Here is a 16927-nt window from a genome sequence, read left to right as displayed (position 1 = left end):
ATCTGCAAGAGTCCGGTTATGGTCGATCCGCTCGCTGAAGTCGTCACCCTGTTGCAGCCCAGCGCGCCGATGGCGAAGACGGTCAGCGCCGCAGGCTGCTGGCGTGTGCGGCGGTCGGAAACGGGCAGACCGTTCTACAATGTTGTCCTGCAGGGATCATGCAGCCTGACCGCGAACGGAATGGAACCGGCGCGGCTCGAGGCGGGCGATTTCGTGCTCATCCCGGCCGCCCATGACTTTACGGTCTCCAGCCACATCACCGATGGTGCCGGGGATTACGACCCGCTGCATGTCACCATGGTCGAAGGCGGTGTCCGGCTTGGCGATCCCCACAAAGAACCGGATGTCCGCATGCTGGTCGGGCATTTCAGCTTCGGCTCGCCGGATGCCGCTCTGCTCGTCTCTCTTCTTCCGGAATTGATCCATGTCGGCGGCGAACAGCGGCTGTCGACCATCGTCCAGCTTGTGGTGGAAGAGACGAGGGCAAGACGGCCCGCCCGCGAGGTCATCCTCGCGCGCCTTCTCGAAGTCCTGCTGATCGAGGCGCTTCGCTCCACGGCGGGGACAGGCGCCTCGCCGGGCCTGCTGCGCGGCCTTGCCGACGGACGTCTCGCCGCCGCCATCCGCCGCATGCATGAAGAGCCGACACGCCCCTGGACGGTGGTCGAACTGGCGAAGGAGGCGTCACTTTCGCGCTCTGCCTTCTTCGACCGCTTCAGCCGCGCCATGGGTGTCGCCCCGATGGAATATCTCCTGTCCTGGCGCATGGCGCTGGCAAAGAACCTGCTGCGCCGCAAGGAAACCGGCATTGCCGAAATCGCCGAACGCGTCGGCTACAGTTCCGCCAGCACCTTCAGCGTCGCCTTCACCCGCTTCGTCGGCCTTCCGCCGACGCATTATGCGCGGGAGGCGGGAGAGGCGGTGTAGGGAAACGCCCCTCAGAGTGGAGGCTCCTCACATTCCGAAGGTCACTGTCTGGCTCCCGCGCGTCTGCGCGGCGAAAGGAATCAACCACTCAACCATGCAAAGAGTCTTTTGGCGCGAAGGACTTCGCGCCGCTGGATCCCGGATCAAGTCCGGGATGACGGAGTGTGAGGGTACGTTCGGCGCGACACAAAAACCGGGGGCCAACAAACACCGCTCCCTACCGCAACCACACCCCATAATCCGGCACCAACAAATGCAGCGGCGCCTCATCCTCCTCGATGCCGGAAAAGCGGGCGACGGCCGGGTCTTCGAAGATATTGTCGGTATTGTCGTCGTTGACGGTCGAGACCTCGGCGACGAAGACGTCGGCGCCGTCGCCCCAGAAGGCGTGCCAGTCTCCCGGCATCAGGGTGACGCTTTCGCCGGGGGAAAGGCGCAACTTGTGGCCGGGTTCCAGAGCCCGCCAGATGCCGTCCGTCGCCACCCGCACGCCCTTGCTGCGGTCGCAGATCCCGTCGCTGTCGCCGAACAGCTCGATCACCAGCGTGCCGCCGCCGCGATTGATGATGTCTTCGGCCTTCAGCAGATGCCGGTGCATCGGCGTCATCTGATCCTTGCGGGCGATCATCGCCTTTTCGGCATAGAGCATGCCGCGTCCCCGTTGCAGGTCGGCGAAACGGCCATTGCGCACGGTGAACAGGAAAAGACCGGTGCGCTCGAAGTCGCCGAGGCCGAAATCGGTGATATCCCAGCCGAGCGCCGCCCCGGTAATACCGTCAATCTCTTGCCTGCGCGCCCGCATCTCCTCCGGCGACCAGCGCGAAAACGGCGGCAGGATATAGCCGAAGGAACGCATGAAGGCCTCGCCTTCGCGCATGATGGCATTGATGGCCGAACGTTTCATTGCTGTGGTCATGATCGCCTCCTAGCGTACCCCGATACCGGCGGTGAGGCCGCCGTCGATGCGGTGGTCCGAGCCAGTGATGAAGCCCGCCTTGTCGGAAGCAAGGAAGGCTGCCAATGCCGCCACCTCCTCCGGCTCGCCGATCCGCCCCAGCGGATGGGCGGCACCGAAGCGCTGGAAGACGCTGTCGATATCGGCGTCTTCCCCCTCGAAAGTCCGGGCGGCCAGTTCGAGGATCGGCGTGCGGACGGAGCCGGGGCTGATCGAGACGACCCGGATGCGGTCCGCGGCAAAGTCCAGCGCCATCGCCCGCGTCAGCGCATGAATGGCGCCCTTGGAGGCGACATAGGCGGAAACACCGCTCTGGCAGGCATGGCCCTGCACGCTCGACAGGTTGACGATGGCGCCGCCGCCGCGCTTTCGCATTTCCGGCACGCCATATTCCGCCGTCAGATGGATCGAGCCGACATTGACGGCGAGGCAATGCATGAACGTCTCGAACCGCGTCGATTCAGCCGTGCCATAGGGATGCACCGCCGCCGCATTGACGATGATATCGAGACCGCCATGTTGCGCGATCGCCGCTTCCATGCCGGCGCGCACGCTGTCCGGCACCGAAACATCCGTATGAAAGACGGCAAGCCGCAGGCCCTCTTGTGCGCCCAGCGCTTCCAGTTCGGTATTGGCGGCACGGTCGATACCGAGTACCGCAACCGACGCACCGCCGCGAGCGAGATGCAGCGCCACGGCACGTCCGATGCCGGTCGTTCCGGTCACTACCGCGACCTTGCCTGCAAATTCACTCATCACCGGTCTCCCTCATTTTCAGGCATCATTTCAGGCCGTGCTTCCCGTCAACAGGCGGAATGAATTCCAGCCCGGCATCCAGATGCCGGTTCATGTGAAAGGCAAAGGCGATCCGGTCGCGGTTGCGCAGCGCCTGGATGATATCGGCATGTTCCGCCGTCACCCCATCGCGGACCAGCCGCTGCGATTTCCCCGCCAGCATCAGCCGGCTGATCACAGGCTTCAGCATGCCATAGGTCTCCGACAGCGTCCGGTTTCCGGCCGCATCCACCATCGCTTTGTGGAATTGATAATCGAGCTCCGAGGCTTCCTCCGGCGTTGCCGCCTCGCTGATGCCGGCATTGAGCGCCTCCATCTCACCCAACACCGTCTCATCGATGCGCTCGGCCAGAAGATCGAACAGGTTCATTTCGGTGAGCCGTCGATAACCCTGAATGTCGCGGAAGGCATCGACGGAAATATCCATGGCGAAGGAGAAGAGGTCGCGCATCGCCGATTGATGCTGGTCGGTCAGCACCGCCCCAACCTTCTGGCGCGATTCCGCGACACCATAGGCCTTCAGCGTGCGAAAAGCCTCGCGCACCGTGTTGCGGCTGGCGTCGAACATCACGGCCAGTTCAGCCTCGCTTGGCAGCACATCGCCCACGGTCAGGCCGCGTTCGCGGATCAACCCGCGAATGCGCGCGACCATCTCATCGACCGCCGATGCGCGATTGCTGTCTTCCGGCGCAGTTCTCATCGTCATCCTCTGCCTGACGAGTACAATATGACCGACATAATCGCGCAATCAACAGGATTATCTTGTTATTTCGCAAAATTACAGCTTAATTGTCCAACATTATAACCGGAGATACAATCATGCTCGAAAGCTGGCGCTGGTTCGGACCGCAGGATCCGGTCACCCTTTCAGATGCGCGCCAGGCGGGCGCCCATGGCGTGGTCACGGCCCTCCACCACATCTATGATGGCCGCATCTGGACATCGGAGGATGTTGCCGAGCGCATGGCGCTGGTGCGCAAGGCCGGCATGATATGGGCTGTCTGCGAGTCCATCCCGATCAATTCGGCAATCAAGCGGCGCGACGGCGAATGGCGGCGTTATCTTGATGCCTGGAAGCAGAGCCTCGTCAATCTCGGCAAGGGTGGCGTGCCCGTCGTCTGCTACAATTTCATGCCCGTGGTCGATTGGACCCGCACCAACCTGATGTATCCGACCGAGGCCGGCGGTTATGCGCTGCGCTTCGACATGATCGACTTCATCGCCTACGACGTTTTCGTGTTGAAACGGCGCGCAGCAAAAGAAAGCTATGATCCTGATGTCGTCGAGACGGCCCGAAAGCGTCTCGCCGACATGAGCGAGGCCGAGATTCTGACTCTCGAAAAGAACATCATCGCCGGTCTCCCCGGCGGAGAAGACAGCCATAGCCGCGAGAAGATCCGCGCCGAGATAGCGTCGTTCGACGACATCTCGCCTGCCGACATGCGCGCCAACCTGATTGAGTTCCTCAAGGAAGTGGTACCGGTGGCGGCGGAAAACGGCGTGCGACTCGCCATCCATCCCGATGATCCGCCGTTTTCGCTGTTCGGGCTTCCGCGCGTCGTCTCGACGGAAGATGACGTCCAGACGCTGCTGGGTGCTGTTGATGAGCCGGCGAACGGCCTGACACTCTGCGCCGGCTCCTACGGTTCGCGTGATGGCAATGACGTGGTCTCGATGGCCGAACGCTTCGCCGATCGCGTTCACTTCGTCCACCTGCGCAATGTCAGTAAAGAGCCGGACGGCTCGTTCACCGAATCCGAGCATCTGGGCGGCGACGTCAACATGGTGTCGCTGATCTCGGTGTTGCGGGCAGAGGAACGGCGGCGGGTGAAGGCTGGACGCACGGACAGCGTCATGCCGATGCGGCCCGATCACGGCCATCTGCTGATCGACGACCAGAAAAAGAAGGTCAATCCCGGCTATTCCTGCATCGGCCGCCTCAAGGGATTGGCCGAACTGCGCGGCGTCATCGCTGCCGTTGATCAACTGACCTGAAGGATGATCAGACGTAGGCGACCAGCATGAAGGATGTCGCCAAGATGAGGATCAGGCTCGGGACCGCCCACATCAGCACCATATAGGCCTGTTCCTGCACGTAGGGGCCGAACATCCGGCTCACGAGATTGAACCGGGCAAACAGAATATTGATGAACAGGGCCGGGGCCAGCGTCAAATAATTTAGCGCAAACAGGCGGTTGACCGTATTGTCACCGCTCGAGAGCACCACATAGGTGCTGTAGACGGTGAAATTCAGCGCAATCACGGCAAACAGGCCGCCGATGATGATGTTGACCATTTCATGGGTATCGACCTGGAAAACACCGTCTTCCATGTGGTTCAGCCAGATCGCCAGCAGCGGAATGAGCAGCGAGGCGAAGAGCGGAATGAAGATCGACGCCACGACGACGCCGGGCTGCCGGGTCACGTCCAGCGAAGCGATCACCTGCGCATGCGTGCTGTTATACCAGCCCGGTTGCGGAATGCTGCGCAGATCGACAAGGCCGATGCTCCAGCCGGGAAGCTCCGCATTGGCCGAAGGGCGGCTGTAATCGATATCGGACTGATCGAACCGCAGCGCCACTTCCGCAACCGTCAGCCCCGCGACCGCCATATTGATGGTCAGACGCTGCCGGTCGAACGGGAACCGCGCGACATCCACATCGACGCTGAAATCGGCGGTCACGCGGTGCAGGAGTTCAACGCGACCGCTCGGATAGATACGAAGCCCATAGTCCGATAGTGCCGCCTCGCCGCTCTGGTTGGCCAGCACGACCGGCGGCACCCAGATCGCCTTCATCCGCTCCTCGGCAGCGCTGTCGCGCAGCGTCTCGGGCGGTGAACTGGCGGCGGCACCGGTTTTCGCAAGTCGCTTGTCCGTCCAGCGCAGACGGATATCCACCGTGGCGCGGAAAGTTCCGGCATTTTCATCAAAGCCTTCCAGCTTCAGGAAGGAGGCACCGGCCTGGACAATAAGAGGCAAGCCGCTGTCACGCGGCAGGTCAGGCGCGGCCATGGCCGGTGCCGACATGCTGGAGACAGCGAGAATGATGCAACCGAGAACGATTAGGAAAAAGCGGAAGACACCTCTCATGACGTCTTGTCCGACTCGCTGCGGCGCGCCCTCACCTTGTCGTAGAGGGCGACGAAGGGCTGCATCTCGCTCGGAAAGGTTTCGGCCCCTTCGATCGGCGTCAACGGCTCTCCGGCGCTGACCGCGTCGAAACGTTCGCCGAGCACCTGCAGAGGTCTCAGAAGAAAGCCGCGCAGCACGACGATGACGAAACCGGCAAGCGTCAGGATGGCGACCAGCGTGATCACGACCTGCCAGATCAACGACCGGTTCACAGCGGCCCGCGAAGCACTGAAATCCATCGTCGCGGCAATGACGCCGAGCGGCGTTCCGGACGCACTGTTGACCGGCAGCAGCAGGACCCCGCGCACCAGGCCCTGCGCCTCGCGGACATAACGGACGGGTTCGTTGACGACCGCAATATCCTGGGCGCCGGCCAGTTGCGCGATCAGTTGCGCATTCGTGGCTTCGAAACGGATGAAGCGGCCGACCCGGTTTTCCTCGCCCATACGCTCGGGATCCACGCCCTGTGCATATTGCTTGAGGACCGGCTCTTCGATGAACAATCCGAGATCGATTCCATAGGCCGTTTTCAGCGCGGCCATCAGCGGCCCATAATCTATACCCAACTCGACACTGCCGATGTGCTTTCCGGCAGCATCGAAAACAGGCGAAACGCCGAAAATCGCCGGACCGCTGCGCGCGACAGCAGCGCCCTTCATCGGCACGCGTTCACGGTTGACGGCAACGACCAGCGGACGGAAGGCCGTCAGGTCATCACCGAAGGTCGCCGGATCGTGCAGCCGTAGGAAGGATGTCGCCGGCGGCGTGTGGAACTGGACCTGATCGACGCCGTGCCGCGCCTTCTGGTTGGCAAACATGCGCGACAGCTCGGCCTCCAGCCCTGCCCTGTCTCCCGCGCCAAGCAACCGTTGCACAGTCGGCAGATCGGCGAGCAATTCTGCGCGGGCCAGCGCCTTGTTTTCCGCCTCCCGGATCGCCGTCTCGACGATCGCTCCCATCGTCCGGAACTGGTCCGCCTCGACGGCATCCGTCATGCCCGAAAACAGACGGTTGGAAATGGTGGCGGCACCGGCCACGACAAGAACGATCGCGACAATGATCGCGATAGGTGCGCTGCGCCGAAATCTCATCCTCATCCACCTGTCAGAAATCCCCTCGAAATCTTTTACAATGCCGTATTTCCAGCCGACAGGGAGGAAAATGAGTTATTTTTGGGGTGATGGCCGTGGCAGCGGCGAAGCGTGATACGAAAGATAGGTCAAGCTGCAGCCGTCTCTCCAGGCAGGGCTCGAAAGCAGACCCGGCAATGATCCGGAGATCGCCGCCGGGTCTGGTCGTGATAGACGATTAAAGGATGAAGTCGCCTGCGACCAGCGTTACGGCGCCATCCACATGGATAGAGAAATCGGCAGTCTTGTCACCGTTTGTGTCGCCGTAGATGTAGGTGTCGCTTTCAGCCTTCACGAAACGCAGTTCGCCGTCCTTGCCGGTGAATGCGGCCGTACCCTTGAAGCTGAAGGCCTGGTTGCCGGATGTGTCGCTCACCGCATCGATGGCCGACAGATCGATCCGATCGCCCGCCGCATGGCTGAAATCGAAGATCGTATCCCGCCCGGCCTCTGCTACCGTCGAATCTACCAGCGCCTTGAAGACGAAGGTATCGGTGCCGCCCTGACCGTAAAGCCTGTCCGCACCGCCGCCGCCCGTCAAAACGTCATTGCCGGAACCGGACATCAATATGTTGGATGCGGAGCTGCCGGTCAGCGTGTCAGCGAAGGAGGTGCCGGTCAGGTTCTCGATCGACGAATAGCTGTCGCCCTCGGCGTCGCCGCTATTGACGGACGCATCCACGAGGTTTGCGACCACGCCGGCCGCAGCTCCTGCATAGGAGGCCGTGTCCGAGCCGGACCCGCCCTTCAGCGCATCGGCGCCGCCACCGCCGGTCAGCGTATCATTGCCATCGCCCCCCGAAAGCACATTGGCCGAAGAATTGCCGAACAGCTTGTCCGCAAAGGCGGAGCCGGCCAGGTTCTCGATCGACGAATAGCTGTCACCCTTGGCATCGCCGCTATTGACGGACACATCCGCGAGGCTTCCGGTAAGGCCCTGGGCTGCGCCCGAATAAGAGGCCGTATCCGTTCCCGCGCCACCCGAAAGCCTGTCCCCACCTGCGCCGCCGGACAGGGTATCGTTACCATCGCCACCGGAAATCGCGTTGACACTCGCATTGCCGAGCAACTGGTCGCCAAAGGTGGAACCAATCAGGTTTTCGATCGACGTATAGACGTCGCCGAATGCATCGCCGCTATTGGCCGTGGCATCGGCAAGGTTCGCGATCAATCCCGCGGCCGCACCGGCGTAGGAAGCGGTGTCGTCGCCTGCTCCGCCCTGCAACTGATCGGCTCCCGCTCCACCCGTGAGGCGATCGTTTCCATCCCGGCCGGAAAGCACGTTAGCGCCCGCATCCCCCGCCAGGAGATCGGCGACTTCGCTGCCGGTGACATTCTCGAAGCTGTAAAACTGATCGCCCTGAGCGTCGCCGCCCGAAGCCGTGCCCTTGGCGAGATCGATCGTCACGCCGAGATCCGACGTCCTGTAGTCGAGCGTATCGATATTGCCCCCACCGTCGAGATGATCGCCCCCGGCGCCGCCGCGAACGAGATCATTTCCGTTATTGCCCTTCAATACATTGTAAGTTCCGTTGCCGATCAGGACATCGTCATAGCCGGAGCCGATGACATTCTCGATAAAGCCGTAGACATCGCCCGCTGCGCCCTGCGAACCGAGACCGGCCTGCAGGTCCACCGTGACCTTGTCTTGGGCGGTATTATACCTGACGAGATCCTCGCCGGCCCCGCCATTGATCACGTCCTTGCCGAGGCCTGCATTGATTTCATCGTCACCTGCCCCTGCAACAACGGTTTTCAGATCCCCGGCTTGGCCCCCCAGATAAATGACATCATCGCCGGTTCCAGCATCGAGTTCGTCATTTCCAATGCCGCTGTTGAGGATATCGTCGCTCGCGCCACCGAAGAGCTTGTCGTCTCCATCGCCTCCGAGCAACCAATCGCCGCCGTCGCCGCCGTCCAGCTTGTCATTGCCGGCACCGCCATCCAGCGTATCCGAACCGCCAAGTCCGGACAGGGTGTCGTAGCCATCCCCCCCCTCGATGTAATCGGATAGATCACCTCCACCCAGCACGTCGTGGCCTCCCAGGCCAAACATGTTATTTTGCTCGTTGACAATACCGATATGCGTGTCGCCTCCGGTCGTGCCTGTATATTTGATAGCCATTATTCATGCTCCCTTTGATGCGCGTTCAGCGCTTTTTTCAATAAAAAGAACGAGTTTCTCCGCCTGGCTTGCGCCAGGAGGAGAACCCGGAATGTCGAGATGTGGCGGAGAACCGCCGGCTTTTCAGGATGCTGCAGCCATGGGCCGCGGCTGTTCATGAGCGGCCTCGATCATGACGGCACTCACCGTGCCGTAGGCTTTCGCCCAGGCAGCATGCAGTTCGGGGGAGAAACGCGCGCCGAAGAAGAGCGAAAGCGTCTCCAGCAGGGCGGCACCAACCGTGGCATAATGCTCGTCGCGAACGCCGTAGCCATTGTGCTTGACGGCCAGTCCCCGCAAGGCGGGTACAACGGTGTCGAGCTTACGCAGGGCGCCGACGACAAGCGCCAGCGCCATCATCAACTTCTTGCCCTGATCGCGCAGGTCAGCCTTGGCGAACATCGGCTTGAGCGAGGGATCGTGGATGAAAAGCCGCTCGTAAAACAGTGCCGCGGCATCATCGCGAACTTTGAACACTTCGGAAAAGCTGCTTTCCAGCAGCGCGATTTCGGTTTCCTGCATCTCCATTCTCCTGCAGTTGTCTTGCTATGAGCAGACAATCGCAGGCGAATGTTTCAGTTGAAGTTCGCGAAATGCGCAGAAATGTTTCAATTGTTTCAGCGCGAACCTGAAACGAAGATTTTCGCAGATTTATCCATCATGCGCGGCAAGCGAGCGAATGATGCGGCGAATATCCTGAGGGGTGAACGGCTTTTCAATCACCGGACAACCGGAGCGGGCCAGGAAACGGCCTGCCGCAGGGCCAAGCATATCGCCGGTCACGAAGGCGATTCGATTCGTCAGCTCGGGATGAGCCGTCTCGAGCCACCCATAGAAGGACGGGCCATCGCCACCCGGCATGTGAATGTCGCAGAGAATGGCGGCCGGCGAGAAATCGCCACGCTCCAGCCGCGCTTTTGCGGCTTGCCCGCTCTCGGCAACAACAATGTCGAAACCCAGCTGTCCGGCCATTTCACTGAGGAGCTCGGCAATATCGGCCTCGTCGTCGATAACGAGAAGCTGTCTGTTTGCCGCGACGGGCATCAGCTCGGCTTCGGCAAGCGTGCCGTCGTCACCGGACAACACCCCCGATCCCAGCGGCAACCGAAGGACGAAACAGGCGCCATTCCCCACATTGCTTTCAAGATCGAGCGTACCACCATGCGCCTCGATCAGGCCGCGCGAGACAGCAAGCCCGATACCGGTGCCAAAACCCTGTGGCTTGGTGGTGAAATACGGATCGAAGATGCGCGAGCGGATGTCCGGCGAAATGCCTGGACCATTGTCGGCAACGCTCAGCAGCATCACGCCCTCCGCCGGCAATGATTGTGCCTTGATGCGGATACGCCGCTCTCCATCGCGCTTTTCCTCCAGCGCCTGATGGGCATTGATCACGAGATTGATGAGAACCTGATGGATCTGGTCCCGGTCGACCCAGAGCGAGGGCAAGCTCTCGGCAACGTCCGTCTCGATGATCACGGCGGAACTGTGCAGGTTGTATTTCAGGAGTTCGAGCACTTCGCCGACCAGATGCTGCAGAGACACAGCCTGCCGCTCCGTCTTGCGTTGCCGCGCCATGTCGAGAAAGCTGCGCACGATTCGCGCGCAACGATTGGCGGCATTCTCGATCTTGGCGCTCCGCTGCGCGAGTTCCTCGCCGGAAACCTGACCGGCCGTGGCTTCGGTGACCTTCTCCCGCAGCATCATGGCCTGGCCGATGACGATCGACAGCGGATTGTTCAATTCGTGTGCGACGCCGGCGAGCAATGATCCCAGCGCTGCAAGCTTGTCCTTCTGGTGCAGCGCCTCGCCCTGACGTTCGATTTCCGCTTGCGCTTCGCGAACGGCGGTCAGGTCGCGCAGATGCGCGGCGAACAATCGTTTTGTCCCCAGCGTCACGTCGGTGATGGTCAGCTCCACCGGGATCTGCGTCCCGTCGGCGCGCAGGGCCTCCAGTTCGAGGCGCTTCCCGAGAACCCGGCTCACACCGCTGTCCAGATAGGACTTCATGCCATGGCTATGGGCCGCGCGCAAAGCATGCGGAATGATCAGGTCGGCAATCTGCGATCCGACTGCCGCCTCGCGGCTATAGCCGAAGATGGACACGGCAGCCGGATTGAAATCGACGACCAGACCGGCTTCATCGATGACGACGACCGCATCGAGCGCGGTCCGGACGATGGCCGCATGATAGGCGTCGCTCGCCTTCTGCGCCTCGATCCGGTCGGCGATATCCTGCTTCTGCAGATGCAATTCGGTCTCGTCCCGCAAGACGACCATGAAGCCCGACGAAATCCCAGCCGGCAGGGCCGTCAGCGCCCGCACCAGGTAACGCGTGCCGCGCGGCCCACAATCCAGCCATCCCTCGCGCCGAACGCTCTCGCCCGGCCGGAGCTGTTCGATCATCAGTTCGCAGGCCTTGTGGACCGTATCGCCCAATATGTCGCGCACCGCGCGGCCGATCACTGCCTGCTCGGGACGCCCGACGAAATCCAGAAACGCCTGATTGACGGAGCGGTAGCGGCAGGTGCGATCGATATGGGCGGCGCAATTCAGCAGCCCAGCAAAAAGCATGGAGAGCAGTGCCGGATCGCCGGCAGAGGCGCTCTCGGACACGGTCCCCTCACTTTCCTGAATGGCCTCGGTCATAGCGTATGCTTCCCCGGCACATAGATGTATCCGGCCCCTCTGACGGTCTTGATGGTCTGGGGCTTGGCAGGATCGATCTCGATCTTCTTGCGAATGCGCGTCACCCGCACATCGATACTGCGGTCGAAAGGGTCATTGTCCCGCTTGTGGGCGAGATCAAGCAGCCGGTCACGCGTCAGCACACGATCGGGGTTCTGCAGGAAGACGTGGATGAGATCGAATTCCATCGCCGTCAAGGGTTCCTGGGTCCCGTCCGTGTGCACCAGGCAGCGCGCCTCGGTATCGAGCAGCAACTTGCCGAAAGGCTGCAATTTCACGGATCGCTCCGGTTCGGCCGATAAGATCCGCACGACCGGCGCGGCACTCTGATGGCGCCTCAGCACCGCCCGAACACGCGCCTTCAGTTCGCGCAGATCGAAAGGCTTGGTAATATAATCGTCCGCGCCCATCTCCAGGCCGACGACCTTGTCGACGGTGTCGTCAGCGGCGGTCAGCATGATGATCGGGATGCTGCTTGTGGCGCGCAGACGCCGCGTGATGGAAAACCCGTCTTCATCCGGCATATTGACATCGAGAAGCAGCAGGTCCGCCTCTTCCGCCGCCAGGAGTTGGTCGAGCGCAACGCCGCCCGATGCCGTGCGAACCGAAAAACTGCCCTTCTCCAGATATTCCGCAATCATGTCGCGCAGCTGCTCCTCATCGTCCACGACGATGAGACGCGGCAATCGCGCGGAAAGACTTTCGCTCATATGTTCGCCCGCCCAGTCCGGATCAAAACGACCCCACCTGCCGTTCCCCGGAAACCCCGATCTGCGCAATCAGACGCGGCATGATGCTGAATTATTCGAAACATCATGCCCGACACGCAGGATCGAACAAGGTTATATCAGGAAAACCGCACACACAACTTGATGTTGGTGGTTTCGTGCAGCATCCGACAATGCCGAACCAGACTCCAAAGGTGCGGCGCCGATGCGCAAAAGCGATGAATAAGGGTCCTTCCGAGACGGATCACCGGACGATCAACGACGCCAGCCGCTCCCTTGATAGGAAGCGGCTGGCGCATCTGTCATCGCTTGTCGCGCCGCTTTCTCCAGGGCGCGTTCTTCTGCCAATCGCCAGCCATGATGCTGCCGTAAGGGATGACCTCGTCCACGATCTCGGCAAGGCCGTAATGTTCGATCTGGGACCGGACATTGGCGGCATTCTTGTAGGCGCTTGGCAGTTCCGAAACATCCGGAGCACCGCAGAAGAAGCGGGCATCGAGCCCGGGTGTTTCCCTCGCCATGATATCGGCGATGTTGTTCGGGCTGAGCCCCCGGCTATCGGCACCGAATTCCTCGCTGAGACGGCGCATATGCCCCGTTCGCGAGAAGTTACGTCCTGCCCCATGCGGCGAGAAACCGAGGCCATGGGCCGCGTTCGAGCCGCGCACGATCAGGATCGATTCCGCCATGTTGAGCGGAATGATCGTCAGATCGGTCGCATCGGCGGCCCATTTGTCGAAGGCCGGCGTCGCTCCCTTGCCGTGGTAGAACAGGCCGTCGGACTTGCGGAAGACGAAATTGTGCTCGTTCCAGAAGCGGTCGCTCGCCTTGGCGCCCAGTTTCTCCGCCGCCATGTCGTGGATGGCGTAATGGTTCTCCTTCGTCCACTGACGGATCGCCTGCAGCGCCGACCAGTACATTTCCCCTTCTTCGCTCTCGGCCGGAATCCAGGCATTCTCCCGATGCGTTTCGGGTGAAAACACCTCCCTGAACCTGTTGGCGAGCCTCATACCCCGATCATAGAGCCGTGCGCCCGGTGCACGCGACCCATGATGCGTGACAAGCGCTGTCTCACCGGTGGATTTCATCTGCCCGACATAGGCAAAATGGTTGCCGTCACCCTGCGTGGCGAAGTGCTCGATGCCGACCCCCACGATCTCCTTCAGCAACGGGTTGTCCTGAAAGGCCGAGAGGGTCGCCTCGGAGGGCTTGATCTGGGCTCCGCGCGGACGTCCCCCGGGGCCGAAATGCGTGACCGCCTGCACGGCATCCAGCAAGGCCTTCGGCTCCGCACCGGGAAAGATCGAGATCGCCATCGAGCAGCAGATATCGGCCGAATGCATGCCAGGATGAATGGCCTCCGACGCCACCACGCCGCCAACCGGGATCGTGCCCACCGGCCCGGAAGGGCAGGCATCGGGCATGATCGCGGCCGCGCGAACGACCGGCGTGCGGGCAAGCTCGCGCATCGTCGCCGTCACCTTGTCGATATTATCCCGTTCGAAGGCATCTTCGGCTCTGATGTTCATATGGATCGGCACGTCGTTCGGCGCCTTGAGCGGCAGGGTCGGGCCTGGCTGATAGCCGAGCGCGATTGCCAGTGCATCGGCGGCCGAGCCGCCATCACTGAGCACCCGGTTGGCTGCTTCCAGCGCCTCACGGAACCACTTGCCCTGGCTCATGCCGGCATCGATCAAATCCTGTCCGCTCATTACTTCCGTCATTGTCTTTTCTGCGTCCGCAGTCCTTCTTTTTCGCTTTCGTTTCGTTCCATCCCCTGGGCGACAGGCATGTGCCGGAGACTTGTCTCCGGCGGCATTCGCCCAGGGTCGTCTCGTCGTCCCGGCGACGAGCTTGGCAGGACGAATTGCTGAGCTACGCGTGACCTTGCGGCAACCGGGATGATTCGAACATCCGACCTTCCCGTCAGACAATGACGGGATGCTCTTTCCGTGTAGTCCTGCCGGCATTCGCCGGGTCTTCCGTTCATTCAAGCCCCAGCAACAAGGGTGGCAGGACAGTTTTCCCTGAGCTACGCATTCCCTTCGGAGATACGGGATGATTTGAACATCCGACACACCACACCGGAAATTCGGCGGGTTGCTCTACCTGTAGTCCTGCCGGCATTTGCCGGGTCATTCCGCCCTGCGGGGCAGGGCTCGTGCAAACCATGCAGCGGCGACGAGGGTGGACGAAACCGGATGGTCCCGCTCGTGCCAGAGAGCGTATGCCAAGGAGGAGTCGAACCTGCCAGACCATCCCATGGTGGGCGCTGTAGTTCCGTCCGGCATTCGCCGCTGCAAGTCTTGCAACAGGCAAGACCGGAAACTTTCCGCCGGTCCCCCAGCGAGGGAGGTGACGGCGGAGCAGGCTTCGAACCTGCAACTCCATTCGCGGAGCACCTGTATCGTTTCCGGCCCTTGGCCTCAGTCCGTCATGACGACGAGTGATAAGGAAACATCCGCTACCAGAATGGGAACGTGACTTCCCCTGCGGGATTCGAACCCGCCGCGGCCGATGTAGTTTCCTTTGCATTCGCCATGTCATTCCATTCGTCCGTGACGACGAGGTGTGGTGAAACGTCCTGCTCTATCCGCTGAGCTACAGGGTCATAGTTGGAGACCCTGGCGGGATTTGAACCCGCGACCTGGAGGTTAACAGCCTGTAGTTTCATCCGGCATTCGTCACGGTCTCCCGCGCCGTTCACGGCGGCGCGGGGTCTTGCTTCGTCTTTCAGAACTCGATCGCCTCGATGGTCTTCACCCAGCCGTCAACTCCATTCTCGTTGGCCGCGAAGGCCGCAATCACCCCATAGACGGCATCCGAGAAACCGCCGATGTTGAGCACGTCATCCCGCGTCGGCGCCTGCGTGGTGGCATGCGGCTGGATATCGAGGCAGACCAGCTTTGCAGCCGGGTTGACCCGCTTGATCCGTTCCCATTCCGTCATCACAGCCGTCGGCTGGCCATTCCTGCCCGCATCCCTCCAGGACTCGTTGTCCGAGATGAACACGACGAGATCGACCTTCGCCTTCTCGTTGGCGAGCCGCCGCAGCGGTGCCGAGCAGTTCGTTCCGCCCCCACCGATGGCCGCCAGCTTGCCGGCATTGGTCATCACCGAGTCCCGCCGGTTGAGGCTGACATTGACCACGTCATTCTCGAACGGCAGCACCCGCGCCTTCGGATTCCGCTGCAGGAACGCCGCGGTCATCAGACCGGCGACATCGATGCAGCGCACCGCGGAGGTTGCGCCCTTGCGATAGCCGGTCACGGGCGAACCCATGGAGCCGGACACATCCGGGCAGAGCACGACATTGCCGGTCAGCGACGGTACGTTGGCGATGGCGACATCCATCGCGTCCTGCAGCGCATCGCGCACGACATCCGGAACCTGGCCATCGACCATCTTCCACGCCATCATCAGCTGATAGGGGAAGACCTTCGCCTTGCGGATTTCCTCCGGATCGGCAAGCCGCGCCGCCAGCATCCCGGCAAAACCCTCGACCTCGAACACGCCGTTACGCGCGAAGGTGTTGAGGTTCTGCCGAACCATCTGCCAGCCGCCCTTGGCACCGATTTCCGCCCAGTGTTCCGGCGTCAGCGGCAGCGAGGTCAGCATCTGGAACGGCACGTCCGGCAGCGGCCCCGACGGATCCCGCCGGAATGCGTCCAATGCCTTGACCAGTTCCGGCAATGCCGCATGGTCATACGGCTTGCCGATCGCCCAGGCATAGAGCGCCTTGCGCTCGTCCGAGGCCGGCTTCGGATGCACCATGCGGATCACGTCGGCGAGCGAAGGATCGTTGCCGACCATCGCGCGCAGGATCTGCTCGGTGCTTGCCCGTTCCAGCCAGGCCTGAACCAGCTTTTTCGGACGCGTTCCCAGCGACTTGCGGCCGGTCGCTCCCGACCGCATCACCTGGACGAAGCCGCGCAGCATCTTGCCGCTCTTCACCACACGCGGAAACGCACGGGAAAAGGCATCGCTCTGAAGGCTGGATAGCAACGCCAGAAGCATCACCGGCATATCCTTCATGTGACCTTTCTCGGCCGCATGCACGGCCACCTTGGCCAGGAATTCCGGCTCGACCTGAACGGCCAGCGCCTTGACGGCCTCCAGCTGCTCGGCAGCATCGGCATAGAAGGTTCCATTGAATGTGCCGGTCACCGCATACTGCGCCAGCGCCTCGCGCGGCGTCAGCTGGTAGGCCGGCGCACCGTGGTTGTTTTTCGTGTCTGTGCCCGGAAGCAATTTTCCGAGATAGGTTTTGAAGATCGCCTTGTTGACCATGACAACACCTTTGGGTTGGTTCATGCCAGATACATTTCAAGACGCGTGCCAGTTTGGTGAAACCACCGAAAACCGAATGATTATTTCTTCTATCTAGCTGTTATTAATAACGAAAAA

General features: G+C 61.6%; 13 protein-coding genes. 2 read left to right on the top strand and 11 right to left on the bottom strand.

Annotation, left to right across the window (positions count from 1 at the left end; genetic code table 11):
- Nucleotides 1-18: 18 nt before the first annotated feature.
- Entirely contained in the window at nt 19-927 is a 909-nt protein-coding gene (locus tag ASG68_RS24165) for an AraC family transcriptional regulator (protein WP_062586167.1), read from the top strand.
- 217 nt (nt 928-1144) lie between these two features.
- Here ASG68_RS24165 and ASG68_RS24160 read toward each other — a convergent pair whose 3' ends face one another.
- The 3 genes from ASG68_RS24160 to ASG68_RS24150 are packed head-to-tail and all read right to left on the bottom strand — an operon-like array spanning nt 1145 to nt 3377.
- The gene (locus ASG68_RS24160; RefSeq protein WP_062586524.1) at nt 1145-1831 is read right to left on the bottom strand and encodes a D-lyxose/D-mannose family sugar isomerase; all 687 of its coding nucleotides are present in this window, start codon (nt 1829-1831) and stop codon (nt 1145-1147) included.
- Nucleotides 1832-1852: 21 nt separating this feature from the next.
- Nucleotides 1853-2638 carry an SDR family NAD(P)-dependent oxidoreductase gene (locus ASG68_RS24155; protein ID WP_062586164.1) on the bottom strand — a complete coding sequence of 262 codons (786 nt, stop codon included), beginning with the start codon at nt 2636-2638 and terminating at the stop codon, nt 1853-1855.
- Nucleotides 2639-2663: 25 nt separating this feature from the next.
- A complete protein-coding gene (locus ASG68_RS24150; protein ID WP_062586163.1) occupies nt 2664-3377 on the bottom strand; it encodes a FadR/GntR family transcriptional regulator in 714 nt (237 codons plus the stop codon).
- Nucleotides 3378-3496: 119 nt separating this feature from the next.
- Here ASG68_RS24150 and uxuA point away from each other — a divergent pair, with 119 nt between their 5' ends.
- Nucleotides 3497-4672 carry a mannonate dehydratase gene (gene uxuA, locus ASG68_RS24145; RefSeq protein WP_062586161.1) on the top strand — a complete coding sequence of 392 codons (1176 nt, stop codon included), beginning with the start codon at nt 3497-3499 and terminating at the stop codon, nt 4670-4672.
- 7 nt (nt 4673-4679) lie between these two features.
- Here uxuA and ASG68_RS24140 read toward each other — a convergent pair whose 3' ends face one another.
- From ASG68_RS24140 to ASG68_RS24100, 8 genes are all read right to left on the bottom strand, one after another.
- Nucleotides 4680-5768 carry a hypothetical protein gene (locus tag ASG68_RS24140; protein ID WP_062610230.1) on the bottom strand — a complete coding sequence of 363 codons (1089 nt, stop codon included), beginning with the start codon at nt 5766-5768 and terminating at the stop codon, nt 4680-4682.
- Complete coding sequence (locus tag ASG68_RS24135; protein ID WP_062586156.1) at nt 5765-6901, bottom strand: cache domain-containing protein; 1137 nt, start codon at nt 6899-6901, stop codon at nt 5765-5767. The genes ASG68_RS24140 and ASG68_RS24135 overlap by 4 nt, the downstream gene beginning before the upstream one ends.
- Nucleotides 6902-7118: 217 nt before the next feature.
- The gene (locus ASG68_RS24130) at nt 7119-9065 is read right to left on the bottom strand and encodes a calcium-binding protein (protein ID WP_062586154.1); all 1947 of its coding nucleotides are present in this window, start codon (nt 9063-9065) and stop codon (nt 7119-7121) included.
- A 123-nt stretch (nt 9066-9188) separates the two neighbouring features.
- Nucleotides 9189-9626, bottom strand: a complete 438-nt coding sequence (locus ASG68_RS24125; protein WP_062586152.1) for a globin family protein — start codon at nt 9624-9626, stop codon at nt 9189-9191.
- Nucleotides 9627-9755: 129 nt separating this feature from the next.
- The gene (locus ASG68_RS24120; protein ID WP_062586150.1) at nt 9756-11753 is read right to left on the bottom strand and encodes a PAS domain S-box protein; all 1998 of its coding nucleotides are present in this window, start codon (nt 11751-11753) and stop codon (nt 9756-9758) included.
- Nucleotides 11750-12502 (bottom strand): response regulator, encoded by a 753-nt coding sequence (locus tag ASG68_RS24115; RefSeq protein ID WP_062586147.1) that lies wholly within the window; start codon nt 12500-12502, stop codon nt 11750-11752. Before ASG68_RS24115 ends, ASG68_RS24120 begins: the two co-directional genes overlap by 4 nt.
- A 320-nt stretch (nt 12503-12822) precedes the next feature.
- Nucleotides 12823-14232 (bottom strand): RtcB family protein, encoded by a 1410-nt coding sequence (locus ASG68_RS24110; protein WP_062586145.1) that lies wholly within the window; start codon nt 14230-14232, stop codon nt 12823-12825.
- A 1021-nt stretch (nt 14233-15253) separates the two neighbouring features.
- Entirely contained in the window at nt 15254-16810 is a 1557-nt protein-coding gene (locus ASG68_RS24100; RefSeq protein WP_062586523.1) for a vWA domain-containing protein, read from the bottom strand.
- Nucleotides 16811-16927: the final 117 nt, after the last annotated feature.

This window comes from Rhizobium sp. Leaf453 (assembly GCF_001425605.1).
Classification (GTDB): domain Bacteria; phylum Pseudomonadota; class Alphaproteobacteria; order Rhizobiales; family Rhizobiaceae; genus Pararhizobium.
The sequence above is the reverse complement of the archived record's forward strand: the minus strand, read 5'-3'. Positions and strand labels throughout refer to the sequence as shown.